Annotated in this window: 27 protein-coding genes; 13 read left to right on the top strand and 14 right to left on the bottom strand. The window is 69.5% G+C overall.

Translation table 11 applies throughout. From position 1 onward, the window contains the following. Positions 1 to 29: 29 nt before the first annotated feature. On the top strand, positions 30 to 1,208 hold the full coding sequence (locus tag AC1ECW_RS02190) for a carbohydrate porin (protein ID WP_481201084.1): 1,179 nt from the start codon (positions 30 to 32) through the stop codon (positions 1,206 to 1,208). Positions 1,209 to 1,325: 117 nt separating this feature from the next. On the opposite strand, the gene AC1ECW_RS02185 is transcribed toward AC1ECW_RS02190, so the two are convergent. Both AC1ECW_RS02185 and AC1ECW_RS02180 read right to left on the bottom strand, forming a co-directional pair. Continuing rightward, on the bottom strand, positions 1,326 to 4,976 hold the full coding sequence (locus AC1ECW_RS02185) for a hydantoinase B/oxoprolinase family protein (protein WP_481201083.1): 3,651 nt from the start codon (positions 4,974 to 4,976) through the stop codon (positions 1,326 to 1,328). Between the two features lie 16 nt (positions 4,977 to 4,992). Then, positions 4,993 to 5,547 carry a winged helix DNA-binding protein gene (locus tag AC1ECW_RS02180; protein ID WP_409704579.1) on the bottom strand — a complete coding sequence of 185 codons (555 nt, stop codon included), beginning with the start codon at positions 5,545 to 5,547 and terminating at the stop codon, positions 4,993 to 4,995. A 255-nt stretch (positions 5,548 to 5,802) separates the two neighbouring features. Between AC1ECW_RS02180 and AC1ECW_RS02175 the strand changes: the two genes are divergently transcribed. The 3 genes from AC1ECW_RS02175 to AC1ECW_RS02165 are packed head-to-tail and all read left to right on the top strand — an operon-like array spanning position 5,803 to position 8,572. Beyond that, positions 5,803 to 6,771 (top strand): TRAP transporter substrate-binding protein, encoded by a 969-nt coding sequence (locus tag AC1ECW_RS02175; RefSeq protein WP_409704577.1) that lies wholly within the window; start codon positions 5,803 to 5,805, stop codon positions 6,769 to 6,771. Next, positions 6,771 to 7,268 (top strand): TRAP transporter small permease, encoded by a 498-nt coding sequence (locus AC1ECW_RS02170; protein ID WP_409704575.1) that lies wholly within the window; start codon positions 6,771 to 6,773, stop codon positions 7,266 to 7,268. The genes AC1ECW_RS02175 and AC1ECW_RS02170 overlap by 1 nt, the downstream gene beginning before the upstream one ends. Continuing rightward, entirely contained in the window at positions 7,268 to 8,572 is a 1,305-nt protein-coding gene (locus AC1ECW_RS02165; protein WP_409704573.1) for a TRAP transporter large permease, read from the top strand. Before AC1ECW_RS02170 ends, AC1ECW_RS02165 begins: the two co-directional genes overlap by 1 nt. A gap of 3 nt (positions 8,573 to 8,575) precedes the next feature. On the opposite strand, the gene AC1ECW_RS02160 is transcribed toward AC1ECW_RS02165, so the two are convergent. The 5 genes from AC1ECW_RS02160 to AC1ECW_RS02140 all read right to left on the bottom strand — a co-directional run bounded on the left by AC1ECW_RS02160 (position 8,576) and on the right by AC1ECW_RS02140 (position 13,335). Further along, positions 8,576 to 9,508: a lipase secretion chaperone gene (locus AC1ECW_RS02160; protein WP_409704571.1), complete on the bottom strand. Its 933-nt coding sequence runs from the start codon at positions 9,506 to 9,508 to the stop codon at positions 8,576 to 8,578. 1 nt (position 9,509) lies between these two features. Continuing rightward, the gene (locus AC1ECW_RS02155; protein WP_409704569.1) at positions 9,510 to 10,439 is read right to left on the bottom strand and encodes a lipase family alpha/beta hydrolase; all 930 of its coding nucleotides are present in this window, start codon (positions 10,437 to 10,439) and stop codon (positions 9,510 to 9,512) included. Between the two features lie 150 nt (positions 10,440 to 10,589). Further along, positions 10,590 to 12,047, bottom strand: coding sequence for a sensor histidine kinase (locus tag AC1ECW_RS02150; RefSeq protein WP_409704587.1), 1,458 nt, complete (start codon positions 12,045 to 12,047; stop codon positions 10,590 to 10,592). 69 nt (positions 12,048 to 12,116) lie between these two features. Next, positions 12,117 to 12,788 (bottom strand): response regulator, encoded by a 672-nt coding sequence (locus tag AC1ECW_RS02145; RefSeq protein ID WP_409704567.1) that lies wholly within the window; start codon positions 12,786 to 12,788, stop codon positions 12,117 to 12,119. Positions 12,789 to 12,849: 61 nt separating this feature from the next. Next, positions 12,850 to 13,335 carry a MarR family winged helix-turn-helix transcriptional regulator gene (locus tag AC1ECW_RS02140; RefSeq protein WP_409704565.1) on the bottom strand — a complete coding sequence of 162 codons (486 nt, stop codon included), beginning with the start codon at positions 13,333 to 13,335 and terminating at the stop codon, positions 12,850 to 12,852. 140 nt (positions 13,336 to 13,475) lie between these two features. Here AC1ECW_RS02140 and recA point away from each other — a divergent pair, with 140 nt between their 5' ends. Both recA and recX read left to right on the top strand, forming a co-directional pair. Further along, positions 13,476 to 14,591 carry a recombinase RecA gene (recA, locus tag AC1ECW_RS02135; RefSeq protein WP_409704563.1) on the top strand — a complete coding sequence of 372 codons (1,116 nt, stop codon included), beginning with the start codon at positions 13,476 to 13,478 and terminating at the stop codon, positions 14,589 to 14,591. A gap of 6 nt (positions 14,592 to 14,597) precedes the next feature. Further along, entirely contained in the window at positions 14,598 to 15,050 is a 453-nt protein-coding gene (gene recX / locus AC1ECW_RS02130) for a recombination regulator RecX (RefSeq protein ID WP_481201082.1), read from the top strand. Positions 15,051 to 15,067: 17 nt separating this feature from the next. Here the strand turns inward: recX and AC1ECW_RS02125 are convergent, their stop codons facing one another. Next, positions 15,068 to 16,615 carry a M48 family metalloprotease gene (locus tag AC1ECW_RS02125; RefSeq protein WP_409704559.1) on the bottom strand — a complete coding sequence of 516 codons (1,548 nt, stop codon included), beginning with the start codon at positions 16,613 to 16,615 and terminating at the stop codon, positions 15,068 to 15,070. Positions 16,616 to 16,746: 131 nt separating this feature from the next. Here AC1ECW_RS02125 and moaC point away from each other — a divergent pair, with 131 nt between their 5' ends. Further along, complete coding sequence (gene moaC, locus AC1ECW_RS02120; RefSeq protein WP_409704557.1) at positions 16,747 to 17,250, top strand: cyclic pyranopterin monophosphate synthase MoaC; 504 nt, start codon at positions 16,747 to 16,749, stop codon at positions 17,248 to 17,250. A 43-nt stretch (positions 17,251 to 17,293) separates the two neighbouring features. Here the strand turns inward: moaC and AC1ECW_RS02115 are convergent, their stop codons facing one another. From AC1ECW_RS02115 to AC1ECW_RS02105, 3 genes are all read right to left on the bottom strand, one after another. After that, positions 17,294 to 18,262 (bottom strand): Bug family tripartite tricarboxylate transporter substrate binding protein, encoded by a 969-nt coding sequence (locus tag AC1ECW_RS02115; RefSeq protein WP_481201081.1) that lies wholly within the window; start codon positions 18,260 to 18,262, stop codon positions 17,294 to 17,296. Positions 18,263 to 18,385: 123 nt separating this feature from the next. Beyond that, positions 18,386 to 19,192 carry an HDOD domain-containing protein gene (locus AC1ECW_RS02110; protein ID WP_481201080.1) on the bottom strand — a complete coding sequence of 269 codons (807 nt, stop codon included), beginning with the start codon at positions 19,190 to 19,192 and terminating at the stop codon, positions 18,386 to 18,388. Positions 19,193 to 19,205: 13 nt separating this feature from the next. Continuing rightward, positions 19,206 to 19,583 carry a hypothetical protein gene (locus AC1ECW_RS02105; protein WP_481201079.1) on the bottom strand — a complete coding sequence of 126 codons (378 nt, stop codon included), beginning with the start codon at positions 19,581 to 19,583 and terminating at the stop codon, positions 19,206 to 19,208. Positions 19,584 to 19,773: 190 nt separating this feature from the next. Here AC1ECW_RS02105 and AC1ECW_RS02100 point away from each other — a divergent pair, with 190 nt between their 5' ends. After that, a complete protein-coding gene (locus AC1ECW_RS02100) occupies positions 19,774 to 20,442 on the top strand; it encodes a protein phosphatase CheZ (protein ID WP_481201078.1) in 669 nt (222 codons plus the stop codon). On the opposite strand, the gene AC1ECW_RS02095 is transcribed toward AC1ECW_RS02100, so the two are convergent. Together AC1ECW_RS02095 and AC1ECW_RS02090 are read right to left on the bottom strand one after the other, a co-directional pair. Then, positions 20,443 to 20,886: a MaoC family dehydratase gene (locus AC1ECW_RS02095; RefSeq protein WP_481201077.1), complete on the bottom strand. Its 444-nt coding sequence runs from the start codon at positions 20,884 to 20,886 to the stop codon at positions 20,443 to 20,445. 58 nt (positions 20,887 to 20,944) lie between these two features. Continuing rightward, a complete protein-coding gene (locus tag AC1ECW_RS02090) occupies positions 20,945 to 21,208 on the bottom strand; it encodes an L-histidine N(alpha)-methyltransferase (RefSeq protein ID WP_481201076.1) in 264 nt (87 codons plus the stop codon). 89 nt (positions 21,209 to 21,297) lie between these two features. Between AC1ECW_RS02090 and AC1ECW_RS02085 the strand changes: the two genes are divergently transcribed. Next, on the top strand, positions 21,298 to 21,867 hold the full coding sequence (locus tag AC1ECW_RS02085; protein ID WP_409704547.1) for an NnrU family protein: 570 nt from the start codon (positions 21,298 to 21,300) through the stop codon (positions 21,865 to 21,867). A 218-nt stretch (positions 21,868 to 22,085) separates the two neighbouring features. Beyond that, positions 22,086 to 22,709 carry a TetR family transcriptional regulator gene (locus AC1ECW_RS02080; RefSeq protein ID WP_409704545.1) on the top strand — a complete coding sequence of 208 codons (624 nt, stop codon included), beginning with the start codon at positions 22,086 to 22,088 and terminating at the stop codon, positions 22,707 to 22,709. 170 nt (positions 22,710 to 22,879) lie between these two features. On the opposite strand, the gene AC1ECW_RS02075 is transcribed toward AC1ECW_RS02080, so the two are convergent. Then, on the bottom strand, positions 22,880 to 23,524 hold the full coding sequence (locus AC1ECW_RS02075) for an NAD(P)-dependent oxidoreductase (protein WP_409704543.1): 645 nt from the start codon (positions 23,522 to 23,524) through the stop codon (positions 22,880 to 22,882). A gap of 102 nt (positions 23,525 to 23,626) precedes the next feature. Between AC1ECW_RS02075 and AC1ECW_RS02070 the strand changes: the two genes are divergently transcribed. The 3 genes from AC1ECW_RS02070 to AC1ECW_RS02060 are packed head-to-tail and all read left to right on the top strand — an operon-like array spanning position 23,627 to position 26,513. Continuing rightward, positions 23,627 to 24,532, top strand: coding sequence for a LysR family transcriptional regulator (locus tag AC1ECW_RS02070; protein ID WP_409704583.1), 906 nt, complete (start codon positions 23,627 to 23,629; stop codon positions 24,530 to 24,532). After that, complete coding sequence (locus tag AC1ECW_RS02065; RefSeq protein WP_481201075.1) at positions 24,529 to 25,314, top strand: ChaN family lipoprotein; 786 nt, start codon at positions 24,529 to 24,531, stop codon at positions 25,312 to 25,314. The genes AC1ECW_RS02070 and AC1ECW_RS02065 overlap by 4 nt, the downstream gene beginning before the upstream one ends. After that, positions 25,311 to 26,513, top strand: coding sequence for a CaiB/BaiF CoA transferase family protein (locus AC1ECW_RS02060; protein ID WP_481201074.1), 1,203 nt, complete (start codon positions 25,311 to 25,313; stop codon positions 26,511 to 26,513). Before AC1ECW_RS02065 ends, AC1ECW_RS02060 begins: the two co-directional genes overlap by 4 nt. Positions 26,514 to 26,553 lie beyond the last annotated feature (40 nt).

Here is a 26,553-nt window from a genome sequence, read left to right as displayed (position 1 = left end):
CATCACAAGAGACGAGGAGATTGCCGACCATGAACACCAAGATCCTGATCGCCGCCCTGGCCTGGGCCGGCCTGGCGGGCGTCGCCCATGCGGCGTCCATCGACTTCTCCGGCTACATGCGCGCGGGCACCGGCATCAACGCACGCGGCGGCACCCAGGTGTGCTTCGGACTGCCCGGCGCCGACACGAAATGGCGCCTGGGCAACGAATGCGACTACGTGATCGAACCCAACCTCAGCGCCAAGCTGGCGAGCTTCGAAGGCTCGGACTGGCATGTGCACTTCATGCCCAGCGTCTATCGTGCCTGGGGCCAGGTCGAGGCCGGCACGGATGAGCTCACCACGCGCTTCGGCCAGGTCTATGCCTATGGCACCAACATCGCCGGGCTGGCCAACGGCAAGGTCTGGGCGGGCCGGCGCTTCTACAACCGTCTGCAGACGGGCATCAACGACCAGTTCCTGGAGATCAACGACGGCGATGGCGCCGGCATCGAGGACATGGACGTGGGCATCGGCAAGCTGAGCATCGGCTTCATGATGAATGGCCGCGGCCCGGCCAACGACAACCGCTATGCGCTGCCCATCCGTCTGACCGGCTTGCAGACCACGCCCAGCGGCGACCTCTCGATCTACGTCACACCCTCGGGCCAGTTGAAGAGCCGTGACCAGACCACCAGCCTCGACCCGGCCGACCAGGACAACGGCCTGGCCGTGGGTCTGTACCAGCGGCTCAACGGTGTGATGGGTGGCAACTGGCTGCTCGGCTTGCGGCACGACAAGCAGGGCGAGCTGAAGAACACGCGCGGCATCGTCCAGTTCGGCGGCAAGATCACGGCCGGCACCCACCTGGACGTGGTGGGCGAGTACCGCGTGCGCAAGGACGCCGCCGATGCCGGCAACAAGTGGCTGGCCCTGGGCGCACGCACCGACACGCACATCTCCGGGCCGTTCCGGGTCTTGCTCGAGGTGGGCCATGACCAGGTGAAGCCCGATGACGGCAGCGGCACGCGGCACATGACGAAGTTCACGCTGGCCGGTGCGGTGTCGGCCGGCAACGAGGCCTGGTCGCGCCCGACCATCCGGCTGTTCGTGACCCATGCGATCTGGAACGAGGCCGCACGCAACGCGCTGACGGGTCGCCTCCAGCAGGTGTATGGCGACAAGAAGGCGGGCACCTCCATCGGCATCCAGGCCGAGACCTGGTGGTAAAAATGCAAGGTGGCGCGTCGCGCCACCCCGGTTTTCTGGCAGGCCCCCGTGCGGGTGTGTTGCAGCGGTTGGGGAATCGCTTCGATCCGTCTCCTCGCGGCGGGCCTGCCCCCCCGTTCAGCCGGCCGGGGCTCCCCAGCCGCCGCCGCCGGGCGTCTCGATCACGAAGACATCGCCCACGCCCATCTCGGTGCTGCCGATGTGGGCCAGCACCTCCACGCTGCCGTCGGCACGCTCGACGCGGTTGACGCCCAGGGCGCCCGGCTCGCCGCCGGCCAGCCCGAAGGCCGGCACAGTGCGACCGTTGGACAGGATGGACGCCGTCATCGGCTCCAGGAAGCGGATGCGGCGCACGCCGCCGTCGCCGCCGCGCCAGCGGCCCGCGCCGCCCGAACCGCGGCGGATCTCATAGCTGTCCAGCCGCACCGGGTAGCGGAACTCCAGCACCTCCGGGTCGGTCAGCCGTGAGTTGGTCATGTGGGTCTGCACCACGCTCGTGCCGTCGAAGCCGTCCACCACCCGCCCCTGGTCGTCGGTGTACACCCCGGCCCCCGAGCCGCCCGAGATGGTCTCGTAGTACTGGTAGCGCTCGTTGCCGAAGGTGAAGTTGTTCATCGTGCACTGGCTGGCCGCGAGCACGCCCAAGGCGCCGTACAGCGCGTTGGTGATGCAGGTGGAGGTTTCCACGTTGCCCGCCACCACCGACGCCGGTGGGTGCGGGTTGAGCATCGAGCCCTCTGGGATGATCACCTCCAGCGGCTTGAGGCAGCCGGCGTTGAGCGGGATGTCGTCGTCGACCAGGGTGCGGAAGACATAGAGCACCGCGGCCATGCACACCGCCTTGGGGGCGTTGAAGTTGTTGTGCAGTTGTGGCGAGGTGCCGGTGAAGTCGATCACCGCGCTGCGCTGCACCCGGTTCACTCGGATGGCCACCTGGATGCGCGCGCCGTTGTCCAGCGGCAGCGTGAACTGGCCATCTTTCAGCGCGGTGATGACACGGCGCACCGACTCCTCGGCGTTGTCCTGCACATGGCCCATGTAGGCCTGCACCACGTCCAGCCCGAATTGTTCGACCATCTTGCGCAGTTCCTGCACACCTTTTTCGTTGGCGGCGATCTGGGCCTTGAGATCGGCGAGGTTTTGCTGCGGGTTGCGCGAGGGGTATTCGCCGCTGGCCAGCAGGGCCAGGATCTCCTTCTCGCGCAGCACGCCGCCATCGACGAGCTTGAAGTTGTCGATCTGCACCCCTTCTTCCTCGATGCGGGTCGAGAAGGGGGGCATGGAGCCGGGCGTGGTGCCGCCGATGTCGGCATGATGGCCGCGCGAGCCGACGTAAAAGAGCGGCCGCGCATGTCCGTCGAGGAACACCGGGGTGACCACCGTCACATCGGGCAGATGGGTGCCGCCATGGTAGGGGTCGTTGAGGACATAGACATCGCCCGCTCGCATGCCGGGGTTGCGCGCGATCACGGTCTTGATCGACTCGCTCATCGAGCCCAGGTGCACCGGCATGTGCGGCGCGTTGGCGATCAGGTTGCCCTCGCCGTCGAAGAGCGCGCAGGAGAAGTCCAGCCGCTCCTTGATGTTCACCGAGTAGGCGGTGTTCTGAAGCTGCAGGCCCATCTGCTCGGCGATGTTCATGAACAGGTTGTTGAACACCTCCAGCATCACCGGGTCGACCGAGGTGCCGATGGCCTTGCGCTGCGTGCGCGCCTCGACCCGTTCGAGCACCAGGTGGTTCAAGGCGGTCACACGAGCCTGCCAGCCGGGCTCGACCACGGTGGTCGCGTTGCGCTCGGCGATGATCGCCGGGCCGGCGATCACATGGCCGGGCCGGGTCTGCTCGCGTATCACCAGCGAGGCGCTCCACCAGCGGGCGCCGCTGAACATCCGCACCTGCGCCGTCACCGGTGCGGGCGCGTCGGACGCCTCCGCCTGGCGCGGCTCCACCGGGGCTTCGCCGGCCCCCACCGCTTCGACCGACACCGCTTCGATCACCAGGCCCCGGTCGGGCATCAGGAAGGCGAAGCGCTGGCGGTAGGCGGCCTCGAAGGCCGCCCGCGTCTGCGCCACCGTACCCAGCGGCACCGACAGCGCGGTGTCCGTGCCCTCGTAGCGCACGCGGACACGGCGCTCGGTGCTCACGTGCCGGGTGTTCACCCCCTGGGCGAGCAGGTCCTCGCGCGCCTCGCGTTCGAGGGCCTCGACCTGGGCGGCCAAGGCCTCGAGTGCGGCCTCGTTCAGCGGGCGCTCGACCGCCGCTTCGCGCATCACGCGCTGATCGGCCAGGCCCATGCCATAGGCCGAGAGCACCCCGGCCAGCGGGTGCACGAACACGCGCGTCATGCCCAGGGCATCGGCGACCAGGCAGGCATGCTGGCCGCCGGCGCCGCCGAAACACTGCAGCGTGTAGCGTGTCACGTCGTAGCCGCGGGCCACCGAGATCTTCTTGATCGCATTGGCCATGCTGCCCACCGCGATGTCGATGAAGCCTTCGGCCACCTCCTCCGGCGAGCGCTTCACGCCGGTGGCCGCCTCGATCTGCGCGGCCAGGGCGGTGAACTTCTCGACCACCACCTCGCGGTCCAGCGGCTGGTCGGCGTTGGGGCCGAACACCTGGGGAAAGTAGGCGGGCTGGATCTTGCCCAGCATCACGTTCGCATCCGTCACCGCCAGCGGGCCGCCGCGGCGATAGCAGGCCGGGCCGGGGTTGGCGCCAGCGCTGTGCGGGCCGGCACGAAGGCGCGAGCCGTCGAAGGTCAGGATGGAGCCACCGCCGGCGGCCACCGTGTGGATGCTCATCATCGGCGCGCGCATGCGCACGCCGGCCACCTGGGTCTCGAAGGCGCGCTCGAACTCGCCGGCATAGTGCGACACATCGGTGGAGGTGCCGCCCATGTCGAAGCCGATCACGCGCTCGAAGCCGGCGAGCTCGGCCGTACGCACCATGCCGACGATGCCGCCGGCCGGGCCCGAGAGGATGGCGTCCTTGCCCTGGAAGCGGTCGGCCTGGGTGAGGCCGCCGCTGGACTGCATGAAGTACAGCGGCACGCCCGGCATCTCGGAGGCGACCTGCTCCACATAACGGCGCAGGATGGGCGAGAGGTAGGCATCGACCACCGTGGTGTCGCCGCGCGAGACGAACTTCATCAGCGGGCTCACCTCGTGCGAGACCGACACCTGCGTGAAGCCGATCTGGCGCGCCAGATCAGCGGCCTTGCGTTCGTGGGCCGTGTGGCGGTAGCCGTGCATGAAGACGATGGCGCAGGCGCGGATGCCGTCGGCGTAGGCGGCTTCCAGGGCCGTGCGCAAGGCGCCGGCATCGAGCGGCTGCACCACCTCGCCGTCGGCGCCGATGCGCTCGTCGGCCTCGATCACCTGCTCGTAGAGCAGCTCGGGCAGCACGATGTGGCGGTCGAAGAGTCGCGGGCGGTTCTGGTAGGCGATGCGCAGCGCATCGCGGAAGCCCCGCGTGGTGACCAGCAGCGTGCGGTCGCCCTTGCGTTCCAGCAGCGCATTGGTGGCCACGGTGGTGCCCATCTTCACGCATTCGACCTGGGCCGGCGTGATGAGCTCGCCGGACCCCAGGCCCAGCAGCCTGCGGATGCCGGCCACTGCGGCGTCGCGGTACTGCTCGGGGTTCTCCGACAGCAGCTTGGCCGTCGTGATCGAACCGTCGGGGCGCCGCGCGACGATGTCGGTGAAGGTGCCGCCCCGGTCGATCCAGAACTGCCAGCGCTGCGTATTTGTGGGACAGGGCGTGCTCATACGGGCCTCCATGGGTTCACAGCGAAGCGGCGGCGCGGGCCGCCTGGTCGTACACGCCGGAGAGCACGCGCAGCAGCCGGGCCAGTTCGCCGATTTCGTGGTTGAGCGCCTCGTTGGCGTTGAGCGCACTCACCAGACAGGCCTCGCGGATCTCGCGGTAACGCTCGACGTGGCGCCGGCCCGCCTCGGTGGTGGCATAGGTGACGTCCTTGCCGTTGCGGCTGGACTGCACCACCCCAAGGTTCTGCAGCTTTTTCAGCGAATAGTTGATCAGATGCGTGTCCTCGACATTCATGATGAAGCAAATGTCGGACAGGCGCTTGTCTCGGGCCCGGTGATTGACGTGGTGCAACACCAGCACGTCCAGCGGCGTGAGCTCGCGCAGGCCGGCGGCGGCCATGCAGTGCACGATCCAGCGCGAGAAGGCATTGTTGGAGACGATGAGCCCGAATTCGAACTCGCTGAGTTCGCTGCTGCGCGGCGAGACCAGATGGGCCGACGAGACGATGGGCCGTCGGGGCTCGAGGGGCACACCTGCCGTCGGGGCGGGCGCGGATTTGCGGCGGGACATGGTTTTTCTCCAAGCAGGTGCCTCACGGCGCACCAAAACCGGTCATAGCGGCCCTGCCAGGGGGCCGACCACCCAGATAATGTACGCCATACATCAACGTTTTATCGACAAAATGTCAACATGACGGGAAAACACTGATCCCGGATCGGTGGCAACTCACTACATTGGTGGGCACGCCCTGGCCCCGTTCTTGCGTGACCAGCCCTGCCTGCGGCGACGTGTGCCGCTTCCGCTCCCGAACGTTTGGAGGTTTCCATGCTCAAGCCGTCTCTTGTCGCCGCCGTGCTGGTGGGCTTTGCCGCCGGCGCCCTTGCCCAGACCAAGTGGGACCTGCCCACCGCCTATCCCGCCAGCAACTTCCACACTGAAAACATCGTGCAGTTCGCCAAGGAGGCCGGCGAGGCCAGCGGCGGCAAGCTGGCCATCACGGTGCATCCCGGGGCCTCGCTGTTCAAGGCGCCGGAGATCAAGCGTGCGGTCCAGGGCAACCAGGCTCAGGCCGGTGAGATCCTGCTGGTGAATTTCCAGAATGAATGGCAACCCTTCGGTCTGGACGGCATCCCCTTCCTGGCCGACAGCTACGCCGCGGCGCGCAAGCTCTATGCGGCCCAGAAACCGGCGCTGCAAAAGAAGCTTTCCGAACAGGGCATGATGCTGCTCTTTTCGGTGCCCTGGCCGCCCCAGGGCATCTACAGCAAGAAGCCGCTGAACGCCGCGGCCGACCTCAAGGGCAGCAAGTGGCGCGCCTACAGCCCGGCCACCTCGCGCATCGCCGAGCTGGTGGGCGCGCAGCCCGTCACGGTGCAGGCCGCCGAGCTGTCCCAGGCGTTGGCCACCGGCGTGGTCGAGTCGATGATGACCTCCGGTGCCACCGGCGTGGACAGCAAGCTCTACGAGCACCTGAAGTACTACTACGACACCCAGGCCTGGCTGCCCAAGAACGCGGTGATCGCCAACAAGCGCGCCTTCGATGCGCTGGACAAGGCCACGCAGGACGCCGTGCTCAAAGCCGCCGCGGCCGCCGAGGAGCGCGGCTGGGCCGCCAGCCAGCGCGTCAACACCGACACCCAGGCCAAGCTCAAGGCCAACGGCATGGAGGTGCTGCCGCCGTCGGCCCAGCTCAAGGCCGACATGCAGAAGGTCGGTGAGGTGCTGCTGAAGGAATGGCTGGACAAGGCCGGCCCTGAAGGCCAGGCCATCGTCGATGCCTACAAGAAGATGTGATGCGTCGCGTCCTCGATGCGCTCTATGACGGCGCGGCGGTGCTCGCCGCGCTGTGCATGATCGGCACGCTGGCGATGGTGCTGGGCAGCGTGATCGACCGCTTCCACACCTTGCCGCTGCGCGGCATGGATGCCTATGCGGGCTACTGCATGGCCGCCGCCGCCTTCCTGTCGCTGGCCCACACGCTCAAGCGCGGCGAGCACATCCGCGTGACGCTCGTGCTCAATGCCCTGGGCACGCAGGGGCGGCGTGCGCTGCAGCTGTGGAGCCTGTCGGTCGCGGTGGGCCTGTCCGGGCTCTTTGCGTTTTACAGCGCGCGGCTGGTGTGGCAGTCGCATGCCTTTCACGACATCTCCACCGGCATCGATGCCACGCCGTTGTGGATCCCACAGCTCGCGATGGCGGCCGGCACGCTGCTGCTCTTCGTGGCCTTCGTCGATGAATGGTGGCTCACTGTGCGCGGCCGTGCATCGCAGGTGCGCGAAGCGGGGGTCTGATGGACGACATCCTGATCACCACCTTGCTGGTGCTGAGCCTGTTTGCCCTGCTGGGGTCTGGGGTGTGGATCGGCCTGACGCTCACCGGTGTGGCCTGGATTGGCATGCAGCTCTTCAGCCCCCGCCCGGCGGGCGATGCGATGGCGCTCACGATCTGGGGCTCGGCGTCGAGCTGGACGCTCACGGCGCTGCCGCTGTTCGTGTGGATGGGCGAGATCCTCTTTCGCACCCGGCTGTCGGAGGACATGTTCAATGGGCTGGCCCCCTGGATGAACCGCCTGCCCGGCCGCCTGCTGCACACCAACATCCTGGGCTGCACCATCTTTGCCGCGGTCTCGGGCTCGTCGGCCGCCACCTGCGCCACCGTGGGCAAGATGGCGCTGCCCGAGCTCAAGCGCCGCGGCTACCCGGACGGCATCGTCGTGGGCTCGCTGGCCGGCGCCGGCACGCTGGGCCTGCTGATCCCGCCGTCGTTGATCATGATCGTCTATGGTGTCACGGCCGACGTGTCGATCGCGCGCCTGTTCGCCGCCGGGGTCTTTCCCGGCCTGCTGGTGGCGGGCCTGTTGATGGTCTATGTGATGGTCTGGGCGGCCCTGCACCGCGAACAGATCCCGGCGGCCGACCCGGGGCTGTCCCTGCTCGACAAGCTCCGGGCCTCGCGCAACCTCATCCCGGTGGTGCTGCTCATCCTGGCGGTGCTCGGTTCCATCTACACCGGCATCGCCACCGCTACCGAGGCGGCGGCCCTGGGCGTGGTGGGGGCTCTGGTGCTGTCGGCCGCGCAGGGCTCGCTGACCTGGCGCACCTTCTGCGATTCGCTGATGGGCGCCACGCGCTTGTACTGCATGATCGCGCTCATCCTCGCCGGGGCGGCCTTCCTCACGCTGTCGATGGGCTACATCGGTTTGCCGCGCCACCTGGCCGAATGGATCGGCTCGCTGGGCCTGTCGCCGCTGGCCCTGCTGGTGGCGCTGATGGTGTTTTACATCCTGCTGGGCTGCTTCCTCGACGGCATCTCGATGATCGTGCTGACCATGGGCGTGGTGTTGCCCATCGTGCAGGGGGCGGGCATCGACCTGCTGTGGTTTGGCGTGTTTCTCGTGATCGTCGTGGAGATGGCGCAGATCACGCCGCCGGTGGGCTTCAACCTCTTCGTGCTGCAGGGCATGACAGGCAGGGAGCTGCCCTGGATCGCACGTCAGGCCGCGCCGATGTTTGTGCTGATGATCGTCGCACTCGGGCTGATCTACCTCGTTCCCGAGATCGTCACCTGGCTGCCGCAGCAGGTGATGGGGCGCTGAGCCCTACAGGCCCAGCAAGGCTTTCACGCGCCACTGCTCGCGCTCGTCGAAGTGGCTGGCGATCCAGCCCTCGATGGCGTCGCGGCGCTGCGGCTCGGACAAATGGGCGGCCTGCTGCAAGGCCTGCACCTGCGCGCGGGCCTGGGCCAGCCGGGCCTGCCAGAGCGCCTCGGCTTCGTCCTCGGCGCGCAGGCGTTCGGCCGCCTCCGCGCCGAACTGCGCAATGCGTCGCCGGTGCAGCTCGTCGGCGCTGAGCTGGGGGTCGGGGTGCAGCAGCGGGTCGAGCGTCGAGGACGCCGGCGAGCTCGCCTGCAGCCCTTGCTCGATGCGCCGGCGCATCGCCTCCTCCTCGTCGCGGTAGAAGGCCTCGGCCCACACCGGGCCCAGGATCTCGCGGCGCACCCGCTGGCGCTCGGCCAGCGCCTGGGCCCAACTGCGCGGGTCGTCCAGCCGGGCCGCCGTGGCATGGCGTCGCTCCTGCAGTGCGATGTAGCGCTCCCACACGGCCATGATCTCGGTGCTGGCCTGCGGCCCCACGTCGCGCAGTGTGCGGTCGAGCAGCCAGGCGGTCAGTTCATCCAGGTTGACCTCGCCCAGCGTGGTGAGCAGCTGATCGAAGCGGCGGCGCAGAGCCAGGCTCGGCTGCAAGCGGCCCTGGGCGTCCACGCCCCAGTCGCCGTCCAGCGCGGCCTCGCGCAGCGAGCCGTCGACGAACAGGGCATGGTCCACGTCGGCCACCGAGCGCGCCAGCGCCGGCCCCAGACTGCGCAACGGCGAGGGCGCCGCACCCATCAGGCTGAAGCCTTCGGCCCGGCCCACGGGGGCCGCCGCGGGTGCCGGCACGTTGGCCTCGGGAGCCTGGCGCAGCAGGCCCCAGGCGATCGCCGCCGCCACCGCGGTGGCGGCCAGCATCAGCGCCAGGGGACGCCCGGCCATCTCACAACCCGGCCTGCTTGAGCCGGTTGGCCTGGGTGCGATAGAAGGCCACCGGGTCGGGCGTGAACAGTCCGCGCAGGCCGAAGGCCTGGTTGACCTCGTCGAGGTGGTTCCAGGGATAGTTGTCGCGCAGCACCACGCCCCAGCGCGAGGAGCAGCGTCCGACCAGACCGTCGTTGTCCTGGCCCCAGAAGGCCAGGGAACTCAAGCCCAGGAAGGCGTCGCTCGCGTCGAGCACATTGGTGAGCACCGAGGTGCCGCTGGCCGAGTAGTAGCGCACGCCGTTCACGCTGGACGGGCCCTGGCCGCAGTAGCTCGTGGGCCGGCCCTGAGGGAAGCGTTGGTTGAATGCGGCGCTGCCCTTGGTGGTGAGCGAGATCATCGCGGCCTCGGAGTTCTGCGGCAGCCCCGGCGCGCCCGACAGCAGGCTGATCACGCTGGCAAAGCCGTTCACCAGGGCCGAGACCGTCGCGGTGGTGCCGGTCACGCCAGTGCCGGCCTGGATGGCGTCGGCCACCGGGCTGCCCAGGTGGGGCGTGCCCACGGTGGTGACCGAGGCGACGAGGTCGGGCGCCACGGCCGCCACGTAGCGGATGGTGTGGCCGCCGTGGCTGTGACCGATGAGATTGAACTTCTGGTGCCCGTAGGCGGCCTTGAGGCGGCGCAGCTCGGCCAGGAGCTGCTCGCCACGCACCTCGCTGGCGTTGGCGGCCGACTGCTGCGTCACGTACACGCGCGCGCCGCCAGCGCGCAGCGCCGAAGGGATGCCGTACCAGTAGTCGATCGGCCCCACGGCGTCAAAGCCGAACAGGCCGTGCACCAGCACGATGGGATGGCGGGTCTGGGTGTAGGTGTCGGCCTGGGCCGACAGGGGCAGGGCGGCAGCCAGGCAAGCCAAGGCCAGCGCGCTGCGGGGCAAGCGTCGTTTCACAGGGTGTCTCCTCGGGGTCAGGGTCCACGCTCGACTGCTGCAGCCGGGCCTGCGTGGGGCCCGCCGTGGCGTGGTGAGCGCATTAAAGAACGGCCGTTCTTTTTTGCACACCCGTGTTTTCCCAGAGGAGCCCTGGGAAGGCGTCCCCGCTCAGGGGTGCACCTCCTGACGCTCGCCGGGCGTGGGGGTCGCGGCCTCGTGGGCCATGGCCTCGCGTGCCACCGGGAAGCGCACCGTCACGCGCGTGCCGCGGGCCTCGGCGGGGGCGGATCGCACGTCCTCGATCGAGACCTCGGCCCCATGCTGCTGGGCGATCTCGCGCACGATGGCCAGGCCCAGGCCGCTGCCGTCCACCTCGGTGCCCAGGGCCCGGTAGAAAGGCTGGAACACGAGCTCGCGCTCGTTCTCGGGGATGCCGGGGCCGGAGTCCTCCACCTGCAGCACCACCACCTGGCCGAAGGGGTCGTGCAGCACGCGCACCGTGACCGTGCCCCCTGGCGGCGTGTACAGCAAGGCGTTGTCCACGAGATTGCGCACCAGCTCCTTGACCAGCAGCGGGTTGCCGCGCAGCAGCGAGCGGCCGGCCGGCCCCAGGCCGCGCTGCGGCCCCTCGTAGCCCAGGTCGATGCGCTTGTCCATCGCGCGCGGCACGAAGTCGCGCACCACCTCGGTGGCGATCTCGCCCAGCGGCACCTCGTGCCGGCGCGGCGTCTGGCCCTGGTTTTCGGCACGCGCCAGCGCCAGCAACTGGTTGACCATGTGCGCGGCGCGCTGGCTGGAGCGCGCGATCTGGCGCAGCGAGCGCTTGAGCTCCTGCGGGTCGCGCTGGCCGGCGTCGATTTCGCGCTGTGCCAGCTCGGCCTGCATGCGCAAGCCCGCCAGCGGCGTCTTGAGCTGATGGGCCGCGTCGGCCAGGAAGTGCTTCTGCGTCTTGATCGATTGGTCCAGGCGCGCGAGCAGGTCGTTGATCGAGCGCACCAGCGGCGCCACCTCCTCGGGGGCCTCGTGCTCGTCGATGGGGCTGAGGTCGTCGCTCTGGCGGCGCCGGATGCGCTGCTGCAGCTCCGACAGCGGCGCGATGCCGCGCGACAGCGCCAGCCACACCAGCACCACCGCCAGCGGCAGGATGACGAATTGCGGCAGGATCACGCCCTTGATGATTTCGGTGGCCAGGTGCGAGCGCTTGTTCAGCGTCTCAGCCACCTGCACCAGGGCATGCTGGCCTTCGTCGGCGCCGGGCACCTCCACCCAGACATAGGCCACGCGGATGGGCACGTTGTCGATCTCGTCGGCGCGCAGCTTCACCGTGCCCGGGTCGTGCGGCTCCTCGGCCACCGGCACTGGCAGGCTGCGGTCGCCGCTGACGAACTCGCCGCGCACCCCCAGCACCTGGAAGTAGATGTCATCCGCGTTGTCGGCCTTGAGGAACTCCGAGATCGTGGGCGGCAGCTGGAGCACCACCTCGTTGTGCGAGACTGCCACTTGCTGCGCGAGATTGCGCGCCGTCTCGGTGAGCGCGCGGTCGAAGGGCCGGTTGGCGATGTTCTCGGCCACCACCCAGGTCAGCCCCACGCTCATCGGCCACAGCAGCAGCAGCGGCGCGAGCATCCAGTCGAGGATCTCGCCGAAGAGCGAACGCTGCTCGCGGGCCAAGGTGGGATGCCTGTGTCTCGTGCGTTACTGCGGGATCTTCTCAAGGCAGTAGCCCAGGCCGCGCACGGTGGCGATGCGGATGGGCCCCTGCTCGATCTTTTTGCGCAGGCGGTGGATGTAGACCTCGATGGCGTTGTTGCTCACCTCATCGCCCCACTCGCACAGGCGCTCGACGAGCTGGTCCTTGCTCACGAGCCGGCCGGTGCGCTGCAGCAGCACCTCCAGCAGGCTCAGCTCGCGTGCCGACAGCTCGATCATCTGGTCGTTGATGTAGGCCACGCGCCCGGTCTGATCGAAGGTCAGCGGCCCGTGCTTGATCAGCGTGGAGGCCGCACCCAGGCCACGGCGCGTCAGCGCCCGCACGCGCGCTTCCAGCTCCTGCAGCGAAAAGGGCTTGGCCATGTAGTCGTCGGCGCCCAGGTCCAGGCCCTTGACGCGTTCCTCGATGCTGTCGGCCGCCGTGAGGATGAGCACCGGGGTGGACGTGCCGCGCGCGCGCAGCCGGCGCAGCACCTCCAGGCCGTGCAGCTTGGGTAAGCCCAGGTCAAGGATGATGAGGTCGAACTCGTGCGAAGCCAGCGCCGCGTCGGCCTCGGTGCCCGAGCCGACCTGGTCGACCGCGTAGCCCGCGCCGCGCAGCGAGCGCAGCAGGCCGTCGGCCAGCACTTGATCGTCTTCCGCGATCAGGATGCGCATGGCTGTCTCCTCACAGTGTGAGCTCTCGATTCTAGGCGAGCGCACCTCACGCTGCCTTGCGTCAGGCCGCCCCGCCTGCGGCATAAGCCTCCAGCCCCAGCATGACGACCGTGGCCACCTCGTGGCCCACTTCGGCGCGGAATTCGGCCTCGGCCTGGGCCACGGCGCGCCGGAAGGCGTCCAGCCAGGCCAGGCCGGTGGGGGTGAAACGCACGAGCCGCGCACGCGCGTCGCGCGGGTCGGCCTCGCGCACCACCAGGCCCCAGGCCTCGCACTGGTCCACCAGGTCGCCCATGGCCTGCTTGCTCATGCCGGCGCGGGCCGCCAGCTCGGTCAGGCGCGAACCCTCCAGCGCCAGGTGGCGGGTGATGTGGATGTGCGCGGCCGTCACCTGCTGACGCGCCGCGAGGTGGGCCAGGGCCAGCGGCACCTCCACATCGCGGGCCATCAGCGCGAGCACCCGGGCATCGAAGCGGCGCAGGGCATGGCCCAGCAGGCGGCCCAGGTGGATCTGGCGCCAGGTGTCATCGGGGGAGGAGGAGTACATGCCTTGATAGTAAGGCAAACTGACTAAAAAACCTGTTTACTCGGAGGTACGACCCCCGCAGAATACTGTTCATGCATCCAGCCTGTGTGCAAAGACAGGCTCCCAGGACACCCATCGCCAACCCTCAAGGAGAAAGATTCGTGGACGCACCCGTCAAGGCCCTGAACACCGAAAAAGCCAAGGCCCTGCAGGCCGCGCTGGCCCAGATCGAGAAGCAGTTCGGCAAGGGCTCGATCATGCGGCTGGGCGAGGGCGAAGCCGTCGAGGACATCCAGGTGGTGTCCACCGGTTCGCTGGGCCTGGACATCGCCCTGGGCGTGGGCGGCCTGCCCCGTGGCCGCGTGATCGAGATCTACGGCCCGGAGTCCTCGGGCAAGACCACGCTGACGCTGCAGGTGGTGGCGCAGATGCAAAAGCAAGGCGGCGTGTGCGCCTTCATCGACGCCGAACACGCGCTGGACGTGCAGTACGCGCAGAAGCTGGGCGTGAACCTGCAGGACCTGCTCATCAGCCAGCCCGACACCGGCGAGCAGGCCCTCGAAATCGTCGATGCCCTGGTGCGCTCGGGCTCGGTCGACCTCGTCATCATCGACTCGGTGGCCGCCCTCACGCCCAAGGCCGAGATCGAAGGCGAGATGGGCGACGCTCTGCCCGGCCTGCAAGCCCGCCTGATGAGCCAGGCGCTGCGCAAGCTCACGGCCACGATCAAGAAGACCAACTGCATGGTCATCTTCATCAACCAGATCCGCATGAAGATCGGCGTGATGTTCGGCTCGCCCGAAACCACCACCGGCGGCAACGCCTTGAAGTTCTATTCCTCGGTGCGCCTGGACATCCGCCGCGTGGGCTCGATCAAAAAGGGTGAGGAGGTCATTGGCAGCGAGACCAAGGTCAAGGTCGTGAAGAACAAGGTCTCGCCCCCGTTCAAGACCGCCGAGTTCGACATCCTGTACGGCGAAGGCATCTCGCGCGAAGGTGAGATCATCGACCTGGGCGTGAACACGCGCGTGCTCGAGAAGTCCGGAGCCTGGTATGCCTACAACGGCGAGAAGATCGGCCAGGGCAAGGACAATGCCCGCGAATTCCTGAAAGAGAACCCCGAGCTGGCCTTCGAGATCGAGAACAAGGTGCGCGAGGCCCTGGGGGTGCCGGCGCTGGCCGGCGCCGCGGCTTCGGCGGCCGACAAACCTGAAAAGGCCGCCGGCAAGGGCAAGGCCCGGGCCGCCAAGGACGCCGAAGTGCCCCTGGAGGAATGATCCGGCGTGGGCTTTGCCAAGCTCTCCCTCAAGGGCCGGGCGCTGAAGTACCTGGCCCAGCGTGAACATTCGCGCGCGGAGCTGGCGCGCAAGCTGGCGCCGCATGCCGATGACGCGGACGACATCAACGCCGTGCTCGACGCCTTGCAGGCCACAGGCTGGCTGAGCGAGGAGCGCTTCGTCGAATCGGTGCTGCACCGCAAGGCGGCCCGCCTGGGCACGGCGCGCATCCGCCAGGAACTGCAGCGTCACGGCCTGGCGCCGGAAGCGGTGGCCGGGGCTGTCGAGCAATTGCGCGACACCGAACTCGAACGCGCCCGTGCCGTCTGGACGCGCCGTTTCGGCGGCAACGCCCCCACCGATGCCACCGAGCGGGCGCGTCAGATGCGGTTCCTGGCTGCGCGCGGCTTTGCCACCGAGATCATCCGCCGCGTGGTGCGCGGCGGCGAGGACGACTGAGGCAGTTCACGCCCCGGTCAGCGCCCCATCTCCTCCCGGCGCCGCTGCAGCCATTCGGCCTCGATCTCCCGCAGCCGCACGTCGATCACCGAGGCCTCGATGAAGTCGGCGGAGCCTTCGGCGGGGCGGCTCAGCCGCTGTGCGGCACGCAGACGGTCGATCGCCCCTTGGAGATCGCCGAGCAGGTAGCGTGCCTCGGCCTGGGCACGGATGCCGCGCAGCGGCTGGCCCAGGCGTTCCCAGGCCTGCCCGAGCAGTTCCCAGGCGCGGTGGTCGCGCGGGTGCAGCGAGGCCCAGGTCTGCAGGTCCTCGGTGGCGCGTCGCCAGGCGACGGGGTCCGCGCCGCCGTCGGCCAAGATGGCCTGGGCCCCCAGCAGCTCGCTGGCGCGTGAGCCGTCGCGGCGGTGGGGGGCCAGGGCGGCCTGGGCCTGGGCGGCCTCGCCCTGGGCCAGGGCCAGGTCGGCACGGACCAGGGCCAGGGCCCGGGTGGCACGGGGGTCGCCCTGCACCAGGGGCTGGGCGCGTTCGAGCGCGGCGCGCATGCGCGGCCAGTCGCGCAAGGCGGCCGCGGCATGGGCCTCGGTGCTGGCTTGCAGCAAGGCGCCGGCGCGGTCCGGCGAGGGGCTGCCTTCGGTGGCCAGCCAGTTGCGAGCCGCATCGGGGCGCGGGTCCATCAGCACACGCGCACGGCCTTGCATCAGGGCATGCTCCAGCGTGGGCGACGGCGGTGTGCGGCCGTTCAGGCCGGTGCGTGTGCGGGCCTCGCCGATGCGTTCGCTGGTCAGCGGGTGGCTGCGCAGGTAGGGGAAGGCGTTGTTGTCGTTCAGGCGCGAGACCTGCTGCAGCCGCTCGAACATGCTGGGCATGCCCAGCACCGAAAAGCCGGCGCCTTCAAGCAGCCCCAGGCCGATGCGGTCGGCCTCACGCTCCATGTCGCGCGAGAAGTTGAGCTGGCCCTGCAGGGCCGCCGCCTGGCCGCCGGTGATGAGGGCATTGGCCGCATCGGGGCTGCGGCTGGCGGCCATCACGCCCAGGATCATCGAGGCGATGGCGAGCATGGACTGCTGGCGCTGCTGGGCCAGGCCCCGGGCGATGTGGCGTTGCGTGACGTGGGCCAGTTCGTGCGCGAGCACCGAGGCGAGTTCATCGCCGGTGGTGGTCATGCCGATCAGGCCCAGGTGCACGCCCACGTAGCCGCCGGGCAAGGCGAAGGCATTGACCGAGCGGTCGCGCACGAGGAAGGCCTCCCAGGCGAAGCGGTCGGAGAGTTCGGCCGAGAGGTCGCCGCGCGCACGGGCGGCCGACAGCAACGGGCGCCACAGCGAGAGCAGGTAGTCTTGCAGCACCAGATCGTCGGCATGGGCGGGATCGCGGCGGATCACCTGCATGATGCGTTCACCGAGTTGACGCTCGGCGGCCGGGCTGAAGTCGGCCGAGACCGTGTCGCCCAATGCGGGCAGGGCGGCCGCGGACTGGGCCGCCGCGGGGCCCAGGCTGCCCAGCCCGAGGCTCAGGGCCAGCGCCAGGCAGGTCAGGCGACGGGGGAGGATCGAGAGGCGGTGCATGGAGCGGACCTTACCAGGGCGCAAGCCCGGTTCGTGGCAGACAGCCTCATTGGAAACCGGGGGGACGGCGAGGTTCGGTGCCTTTACACGGCGGAAACATCTCCGGCGGTCCTCGCTATCATGCACCGATCATGAATCATCCCGCTCCAAGCCCTCCGGCCGGGGGGCTGACACATTTCGATGCGCAGGGCCAGGCTCACATGGTGGACGTGGCCGCCAAGGACGTGACCCACCGCGTGGCGGTGGCCGAAGGCCACATCGAGATGCGGCCGGCCACGCTGCAAGCCATCGTGGCCGGCACGGCCCGCAAGGGGGACGTGCTGGGCATCGCCCGCATTGCCGCCATCCAGGGTGCCAAGCGCACGGCCGACCTGATCCCGTTGTGCCACCCGCTGCCCATCACCCGGGTGGCGGTCGATTTCGAGGTCGATGCCGCGGCCTGCCGCGTGCGTTGCCGCGCCCAGGTCGAGACGCTCGGGCGCACCGGCGTCGAGATGGAGGCCCTCACCGCCGTGCAGGTGGGTCTGCTCACGATCTACGACATGTGCAAGGCCGTGGACCGGGGCATGACCATGGGCGGCATCCGCCTGCTGGAAAAGCACGGCGGCAAGTCGGGGTCGTACGTGGCGCCGTGACGTGTGCCGGCCGCCGCGGCCGCCGGCACACACCGCAGGGCGGTCAGCTCGGCTTGGCCAGTCCGAGCTTTTCGATCAGGGCCTTCTCCTTGGCGAAGGTCTCTTCGGCAAAGCGGGTGTACTGGGCCGAGCTCATGTACATCAGCTCCTGGTCATACTTCGCCAGGGCTTCCACGTGGTTGGGCATCTCCATTGCCTGCTTGAAGGCGTCGTGCAGGGTCTTGACCAGCCCCGGGTCCATGCCCCTGGGCGCGCCAATGCCGTAGGGCGAGGCCTGCACGATGCCCAGGCCCAGTTCCATCAGCGTGGGCACGTCAGGGAAGCGCTTGAGCCGCTTGGCCCCCCAGGTGTTGAGCAGGCGCAGCTTGCCGGCTTCCACATGCGGGGCAAAGCCGGTGGAGTCGGCGGCGGCCATGAGCTGGCCGCCCAGCAGGTCCTGCATCAGCGGGGCGCTGCCGCGGTAGGGGATGTGGTTGAGCTGGATGCCCAGCTTCTGCGCGATCTCCTCCATCGTCAGGTGCGGGCTGGTCAGGGCCCCGGTGGAGCCGTAGCTCAGCTTACCGGGGTTGGCCTTGGCATAAGCGACGAAGTCCTTCCATTCTTTGAAGGGCGAGTCGGCCGGCACCACCACGCCGAAGGCATAACCGGTGACGCACAGGATGTAGGTGATGTCCTTGACCGGATCCCAGTTGATCTTGGTGGTGTAGGGCAGGCGGAACACGCCCAGCGGGATCTGGGCGAGGGTGTAGCCGTCGGGCTTGGCGGTCTGCAGCGCCTGGGCGGGCAGGGTGCCGCCGGCCCCGGAGCGGTTCTCGACCACCACGGTCTGGCCGAGGATCTTGGAGGCGTTCTCGGCGAGTACGCGCATCGTGATGTCGGTGGGGCCGCCTGCGGGAAAGGCGATCAGCAGCTTGATCGGTTGGCTGGGAAAGGCCTGGGCCCGGACCCAGGGGGCCACGCCCAGAGCCACGGCGGACCCGCCCAGGGCGCGCAGGATGTGTCGACGCTTCATGGAATCACCTCGAAAGCAAGGGAAAACGAGGATGACACCCCCCCGACCCCCGGACCACCCGGATTTGTCCTGAAAGCCTGTCGCGCAGGGGTCAGGACCTGCGGTCCGGTTCCGACCTGCAGTTCACAGGCGTGTGGACATCACGGATTGCACCTCGCGCGCGACCTGCATCAGGGCCGCTTCGTCCAATGGCGCAAGCGCTGCGACGGCGGGCACGGCCGCTTCGAGCATGTCGGGCGCGCGCAGCAGGTAGTGGGCCACGGTGGACAGCGCACACAGGGGCCGCGCCGGCGGCAGGCTGGGCCAGGTGCCGCCGCTGTGCACCGCCACGTGGTAGCGCACGCAGGCGATGGCGGCCGGATCGAGCATCCAGGTTTCGCACAGCGCGGCGCCCAACGCATCGTGGCTCACGCCGAAGGCCTGCATCTCCTGCAACACCAGCAGGTCGTCCGAAGGCGCGGTCTTGAGCATCGGGCCGTAGCGCTGCGGGGCATGCCGCAGCATCACGGCCTTGCCGCATTCCTCGAACAGCCCGGCCGAATGGGCCACGAAGGCGTTCAGCCCGAGCTGGCGGGCCATCAGGCCCATCAGCAGGCCGCGCCGGCTCGCGCGGGACCACAGGGCCTCCAGTTCGGGCGTGGCGGGAAAGACCGAGCGCAGGCCCATCTCATAGGCGATCGCCGCCACTTGGCTGCTGCCCAGGTACTGCAGGGCCTGCTGCACGGTGCGCACCTGGTGGCGCAGGCCGTAGATCGGCGCGTTCAGGGCCTTGAGCACGCCCGCGGCCAGGGCCATGTCCCCCTCGATGAGTCTGGCCATGGCCTTGAAGTCCACCTCGTCCTCGGCCAGCAGCAGCGAGAGCTGGACCAGCACCTCGGGCCGGGCCGGCAGGTCGATGTTCAGGGCGCGCAGGGCTGGATCGACTGGCATGACCCGTACGGTCTCAGCGCTTGCGCAACTGCAGTGACACCTGGATGTCGGCCGCACCGCGGTTGACCCAGGCCCAGCACACCACCTGCGTGCGCGGCACTTCCAGGGCGTCGCGCGCCTCGCGCACGGCGCTGCGCGTGGCACCGCCCACCACCTGCCGGGTGTGTGCGTCGCGGAGGGTGAAATCCACCGGCCCTTGCGCGACGAAAGCCCAGACCACCCGCTCGCCCGAGGCGAGCCGGCTGCAGGCTTCGTGTTCGGACTTGGTGGCGATGGTGAAAACGAGGCTGGCGGCGCCCTGGGCGTCCCAGCGCACGTCTTCGGCCTGCGCGGCCCCGCCGCTCCCCATCAGGGCGAGGGCTGTCAGGCACAACAGTGTCGGCTTGGCCATGGGGAGGGTCCATCGGCCGGACGACGGCCGTTGCGCACACTGTAGCGCAGCGCGGGCCGGCCATGTCCCCCAGGGACACCCCGGCTTGGCAGTCCAGCGTGGGGAGTCTGGCGTGCCTTTGGCAGAATCGGCGGGCCCCCTGGCCTTGGCCGATGGGTGTCACGCTTTGGCCGCTTTCTCCCGAACTCCCATGCAGACCGATCCCGGCACGACTCCCACCATTTCCAAGGACGAAGCCTTCATGTGGCTGGGCCGCATCACGCGCCAGCTCCACGAGGCGATGCTGGCCTTGGGGGCAGGCCAGGAGCTGCACCGCGTGGCCCAGGAGATCCCCGATGCGCGCGAGCGCCTGGCCTATGTGGGCAAGATGACCGAGGAGGCGGCCAACAAGGTGCTCAACCTGGTGGACGAGGCCAAGCCCCGGTGCAACGAGGTGGCGGCTCAGGGCCGTGAGCTGGCCGAAAGCCTGCGCCGCCTGGCCGAGACGGCGGAGCTGTCGCCTGAGCGCTCGCGCGCGATGATGAAGCTGTGTGCCGACTATGCCGAGCGCGCCGCGGGCTTTGCGCAGGGGCAGGGCGAGATCCTCAGCCAGATCATGCTGTCGCAGGACTTCCAGGACCTCTCCGGCCAGGTCATCAAGAAGGTGATCGACATCATCACCCGCACCGAGCGCCAGTTGCTGGACCTGCTGGTGGCCAGCGCGCCCGAGCAACTCCAGGGGGTCGGCGGCGCAGCCCCGGCCGAGCGCAGCAGGCCGGCCAGCGTGCCCTCCAGTCAGGAACTCGCCGGGCCGCAGGTGCCCGACAAGGCGCTCAAGCAGGACGAGGTGGACGACCTGCTGGCGTCCCTCGGCTTCTGATCAGACCGCATCCTGCGCCGCCACGCCACGGCGCTGGAACATGCCCCAGCCTTCCATGCGCAGCACCACCTCGTCCTCGCCCGAAGGACGGCGGGCGATGGCCTCCCACTGCGTGCGCACCAGGCCCACGTGCGGCTTGCTGTTCATCGGCCGCGCTTCGAGGGTTTGCATGCGCACGCGCAGCACGTCGCCGGGATAGACGGGCCGTAGCCACTGCAGCTTGTCCAGCCCCGGCGAGCCCAGGCTGGCGGCTTCCAGCAGATAGGCGTCGCACATCATGCGCATGACCATCGCGCAGGTGTGCCAGCCGCTGGCGGCCAGGCCACGGAACAGCGGGTGGGCGGCGGCCGCGGTGTCGTCGAGATGGAAGGGTTGGGGGTCGAATTCGCGGGCGAATCGGATCACCTCGTCGCGCTCGACGCGCTTGGCGCCGAACTCGCGCACCGTGCCGGGGGCGAAGTCTTCCCAGTACCAGCGGGGGGCAGGGGGGGTGCTTGCATCGTCATGCCTTGCTCTTGAGCCAGTGTGCCGAGCATAAACGCTGCGGATCGCGCCACACGGCCTCGGGCACGAAGCCCGATGGCGCAGCCAGGGCACGAAAGCCCTCGACGCTGTACTTGTAGGAGGACGCCGTGTGCAGCCGGTCGCCGGCGGCACAGTCGAAGTGCTGCCCGGCCAGGTGCACGGCCTGCGCGCGGCGTGCCACGAGGTGCATTTTGTGGGCCGCGTGCATCGGACCTGCGGCATCGGCGCATCGTGCTGACATGACGCTGTCAGCAAGACAGCGCGCCGCTTTTTGCCTAGCATCGCGCCGTGGCGGCCGCGGTGGCCGCGGTCACCTTGACGGGAGTCCCGATGAGCCTGCTGATCCTGGGTCTGGTCCTTTTCCTGGGCGTCCATTCGGTGTCCATCGTGTCGCGCCCCTGGCGGGATGGCATGGTGGCACGCCTGGGCGAGGGCCCGTGGAAGGGCTTGTATTCGCTCGTCTCGCTGGCGGGCTTCGCGCTCATCGTCTATGGCTACGGCCTGGCCCGACAGGCGCCGGTGGTGCTTTACACGCCGCCGGTGGCCCTGCGCCATGGGGCGATGCTGCTGATGCTGCCGGTCTTCGTGCTGCTGCTGGCGGCCTACCTGCCCGGGCGCATCCAACGCGCCGCCAAGCACCCCATGCTTGCGGCCACCAAGTTCTGGGCCCTGGCCCACCTGCTGGCCAATGGCACGCTGGCCGACGTGCTGCTGTTCGGCGGCTTCCTGGCCTGGGCCGTGGCCGACCGCATCGCGGTCAAGCGCCGTCCCGCCAAGGACGATGCGCCGGGGTCCGTGGTGAACGACGCGCTGGCCGTGCTCGGCGGCCTGGTGATCTACGGCGTGTTCGTGGTCTGGGCCCATGCCTGGCTGTTCGGCGTGAACCCGATGGGGCGCTGAACGGCCTGTTCGTTGCACGCGGGACCACCTAAGCGCAAGGAGTTGGCATGGACACCCCCGTCGGCGTCCATGGCGAGGCGCCCTGAGGGGGCGCCGGACGCGATGTGGAGGGACTCCATGAGCGTGGCCGATCCGATGGGCGGGGTGTGCTCGTCGGAGAGGTCCGACGCTGCCGCCATGAGGGACCCACACACTGCCGAAGCCCTGGCCGAGGCCCGGTGATCGACAAGCGCCCAGCCTCGCGCTACCGTCGCTGCATGGACGACTCCTTGCAGCCCAACGCCGAACAGATCCTCGATGCGGCCCTCGTCCTGGGCGAGCGCCTGGGCTGGGACGCCTTGCATTTGCACGACCTGGCCCAGGCCCTGGGGGTGGGCCTGCCGGTCATCCACCGCCACTATGCCGGCAAGGACGCGCTGGCCGAGGCCTGGTTCGATCGCGCCGACCGCGCCCTGCTGGCCGCCGGGGAGACTCCGGGATGGGAGGCGCTGCCGGTGCGCGACCGCCTGGAGCGGGCCCTGTGGGCTTGGCTGCAGGCCCAGGCCCCGCACCGCCGGCTCAGCGCCGCGATGCTGCGCTACAAGCTGCAGATAGATCACCTGCACCTGCAGGCTCAGGGTGCGCTTCGCGTGAGCCGCACAGTGCAGTGGTGGCGCGAGGTGGCGCGCCTGCCCTGCGTGGGGCTGCGGCGCGAAGCCGAGGAGGTGGCGCTCAGCGGTCTCTTCCTGGCCACCTATGCCCGCTGGCTGCGCGACGACACGCCGCAGGCGGCCGTCACCCGCCACTGGCTGACGCGGCAACTGGCACGGGCCGAGGCGCTGGCGCTGCGCTGGCCGGGTTGAGCCGCTTCATTGCCGGCATCTGCACGTCCATCGTGGGTTTCGATGCGGCACGTGCAGTGCGGGACCGCGAAGGGCCCACCGTTTTCACGATGGAAGGCGGCTGTGCGGTGCACGAGGTCGGCGTGAACGCGGTCAACGAGCTCGGAAAGCTGCGTTGCGGCCTGACCGGCTCAGGCGCCAGCCACCGTGAAGCGCCGCTGCAGGTGTTTCGGATGCTCGATCTCGTCGAGCACGGCCACGGCGAGGTCGGCCACCGAGATGCCGGCCGGCTGCTCACCGGCCATCAACACCTCGTCGCCGCCCAGGCGGTAGGCGCCGGTGCGCTCGCCGGGCTGCAGGAACACGGGCGGGGACAGGAAGGTCCAGTCCAGCGCTGTCTCCTGGCGGATCAGGTGGAGCGCTTCACGGGCGGCCAGCGCCCCCTGCTTCCATTCGGCGGGGAAGGTGGGTGTGTCCACCAGTTGAACGCCGGGGGCCACGTAGAGGCTGCCCGCGCCGCCCACCACCAGCAGGCGCTTCACGCGGGAGCGCTTCACCCCCTCGAAGATGGCGCGCGTGCCGCGCAGGTATTCGTCATGGATCTGCGGGTGGGTCCAGCCCGGGTTGTAGGCACTCACCACGGCATCGGTGCCGGCCACGGCGGCGGCCACCTGGGCGGGGTCGGTGGCATCGGCCTGCACCACCGTCAGGCCGGGCCGGGGGGCGAGCTTGGCAGGCTCGCGCGACAGCGCGGTCACGGCATGGTTGCGTTGCAGGGCTTCGGTCAGCACGGCCGAACCGACGAAGCCGGTGGGGCCGATCAGGGCGATCTTCATAGAGCTCCTCGAGCGATGGGTTGCGAGGCCTGAACGATAGATCCGCAAATCAAACTAAACTAGTCTGCGAAATCTGACTTTCTTGTTTAGAAAAACTGCATGATCGAGCAGCTCAAGCGCATGGCGGTGTTCGCCACCGTGGTCGAGCAGGGTTCGATGAACGCAGCAGCCCGGGCGCTGGGCACCACTGCCTCGGCCGTGAGCCAGCAGGTGCGCCAGCTCGAACGCGACATGGGCGTCACGCTACTCACGCGCTCCACGCGCAAGCTGCGCCTCACCGTGGCCGGCGAGCGCTTCCACGAAGGCTGTGCCGCCATGCTGGCCGCTGCGCGCGGTGCCGGCGAACAGCTCGCGCAGATGCGCGACGCACCGGTGGGCGAGCTGAGGGTGTCGTCGCCGGTGGGGTTTGCGCGCCACCTGGGGCCGGCGCTGGCGCCGTTGCTGGCGGCCAACCCCGGGCTGAGGCTGCACCTGCAGGTGGACGACACCCTGATCGACCTGGTCGAGCAGCGCATCGACCTGGCCATCCGCTTCGGCCGGCTGCCCGACTCCACCTGGGTGGCGCACCGCCTGGGCGAGCTGAGGATGATGGTGTGCGCTGCGCCCGCTTATCTGGCTGCGCGCGGCGTGCCGGGCTCGCCGGCCGAGCTGCTGGCCCACGACTGGCTGCGCACCGCCGGCGGCAGCCTGGGGGCGGTGCTCGAACTGCACGGCCCGGCCGGCGCGGTCGAGCGTCTGCGGGTGCAGGCGCGGGTGATCAGCAACAACCAGTTGTCGCTGCAGCAGATGTGCGAGGCCGGCCTGGGCCTGGCGGTGCTGGGCGACCTCGACATCGAAGACGCCCTCCAAAGCGGACGCCTCGTGCCCCTGTTGCCTCACTGGCGGCCGCCACCGCTGGGCATGTATGCCCTCACGCCCCAGCGTGAGGCCCAGCCTGCCAAGGTACGCTTTGCGATCGAGGCCTTGCGTCGGGCCATGGCGCCGTCCGGCCCTAAGATGCCGGCATGAAGCAACTCCTCGTGGCCCTGTGGATGGTCGGGTGCGCGGCGGCCGCGGCCCAGACGGCCTGGCTGCTGGGCGAACTGCACGACCAGCCCGATCACCAGCGCCAGGCGGCGCAGATCGTTGGCGAGCTGGCCGCGCAAGGCCGTTTGTGGGCCCTGGTGCTCGAGATGGCCGAGCGCGGCCGCCACACCGAAGGTCTGCCGCGCGATGCGTCCGACGCGCAGGTGCGCGAGGCCCTGGCCTGGCATGAGCCCGGCTGGCCCTGGGCCGTGTACGGCCCGGTCGTGATGGCGGCGGTGCGCGCGGGGGTGCCGGTGCACGGCGGCAACCTGCCGCGCGCCGAGCTGCGTGCGGCCATGGGCCAGGCCGGGTGGGACGATGCCGTGCCGGCCGCGGCCCGCCAGCGTCTGGTGGAGGCCGTGCGCGACGGCCACTGCGGCCTGGTGCCGCAAGCGCAACTGCCCGCGATGGCGCGCATGCAGATCGCCCGCGACGATGCGCTGGCCGCCACGATCGCCGCCTCGGCGCGCGGCGCCCCGTCCGAGGCTGTCGTGCTGTTGCTGGCCGGGGCGGTGCATGCCTCGCGTGCCACGGGCGTGCCGCTGCACCTGCCGCGTCATGCCCCCACCTTGAGGGTACGTACCACGGCGTTTGCACCCGCAGGCAGCGAGCCTGCGGAAGGTTTCGACGAGGTGCGTGTGGCCGCGGCCCAACCCTCACGTGATCATTGCGCTGAGTTGCGCGAACGCGGCATGCCCACGATGAGTCCCCCTGCTTCCCGATGAACACCCCGCCTGTCTCCCGCGGCCCGCTGGCCGGCCTGAAGATCCTCGAACTCGGCCAGCTCATCGCCGGCCCCTTTGCGGCCAAGACACTGGCCGATTTCGGCGCCGAGGTGATCAAGATCGAACCGCCGGGCCACGGCGACCCGCTGCGCCAATGGCGGCTGCTGCACAACGGCACCAGCGTGTGGTGGCAGGTGCAGTCGCGCAACAAGAAGAGCGTGGTGCTCGACCTGCGCGAGCCGTCCGACCGCGACATCGTGCGCCGCCTGGCTGACGAGGCCGACGTGCTGATCGAGAACTTCAAGCCCGGCATGATGGAAAAGTGGGGCCTGGGCTACGACGAACTGTCGCGCACCAACCCGGCCCTGGTGATGCTGCGCATCAGCGGCTATGGGCAAAGCGGCCCCTACAAGGACCGCCCCGGCTTTGGCGTGGTGGCCGAAGCCATGGGCGGCCTGCGCCACCTCACGGCCGAGCCGGGCCGCGTGCCCGTGCGCGTGGGGGTGAGCCTCGGCGATACGCTGGCGTCATTGCATGGAGTGATCGGCGTGTTGATGGCGCTGCACGAGCGCCATCGCTCTGGCCGCGGGCAGGTGGTCGATGTGGCGCTGTACGAAAGCGTCTTCAACGTCATGGAAAGCCTGCTGCCCGAGTACAGCGCCTTCGGCGTGGTGCGCGAGCCGGCCGGCTCGGCCCTGCCCGGCATCGCGCCCAGCAACGCCTACGCCTGCACCGACGGCTGGGTGCTGGTGGCTGGCAACGGCGACTCCATTTTCAAGCGCCTGATGAGCGCCATCGGCCGCGACGACCTGGGGCAGGACCCGACGCTTTCCGACAACGTGGGCCGCGTCAAGCGCGTGGCCGAGATCGACGCGGCCATTGGCGCGTGGACAGCTTCGCGCACCGTGGCCGAGGTGCTCGACAAGCTGAATGCCGCCCAGGTGCCCGCCGGGCGCATCTACACCGCGCGCGACATTGCCGAAGACCCGCACTACCGCGCCCGCGGCATGATCGAGTCCATCACCACCGCCGATGGGCTGAGGCTGGAGGTGCCGGGCATCGTGCCCAAGCTGTCGCGCACGCCCGGGGGGATCACGCGACGTGCACCCACGCTGGGCGAAGACACCGAAGCGGTGCTGCGGGAGCTGGGGCTCAGCGACGAGCAAATCGCCGCCGTGAAGGCGCGCGGTATCGTCTGAGGCCGCGCGGGCGTTACAGTGGGGCCTTTGCCGGCCCCAC

It is taken from the genome of Caldimonas hydrothermalis (assembly GCF_056746695.1).
This window is presented reverse-complemented; position numbering and strand designations above follow the sequence as displayed.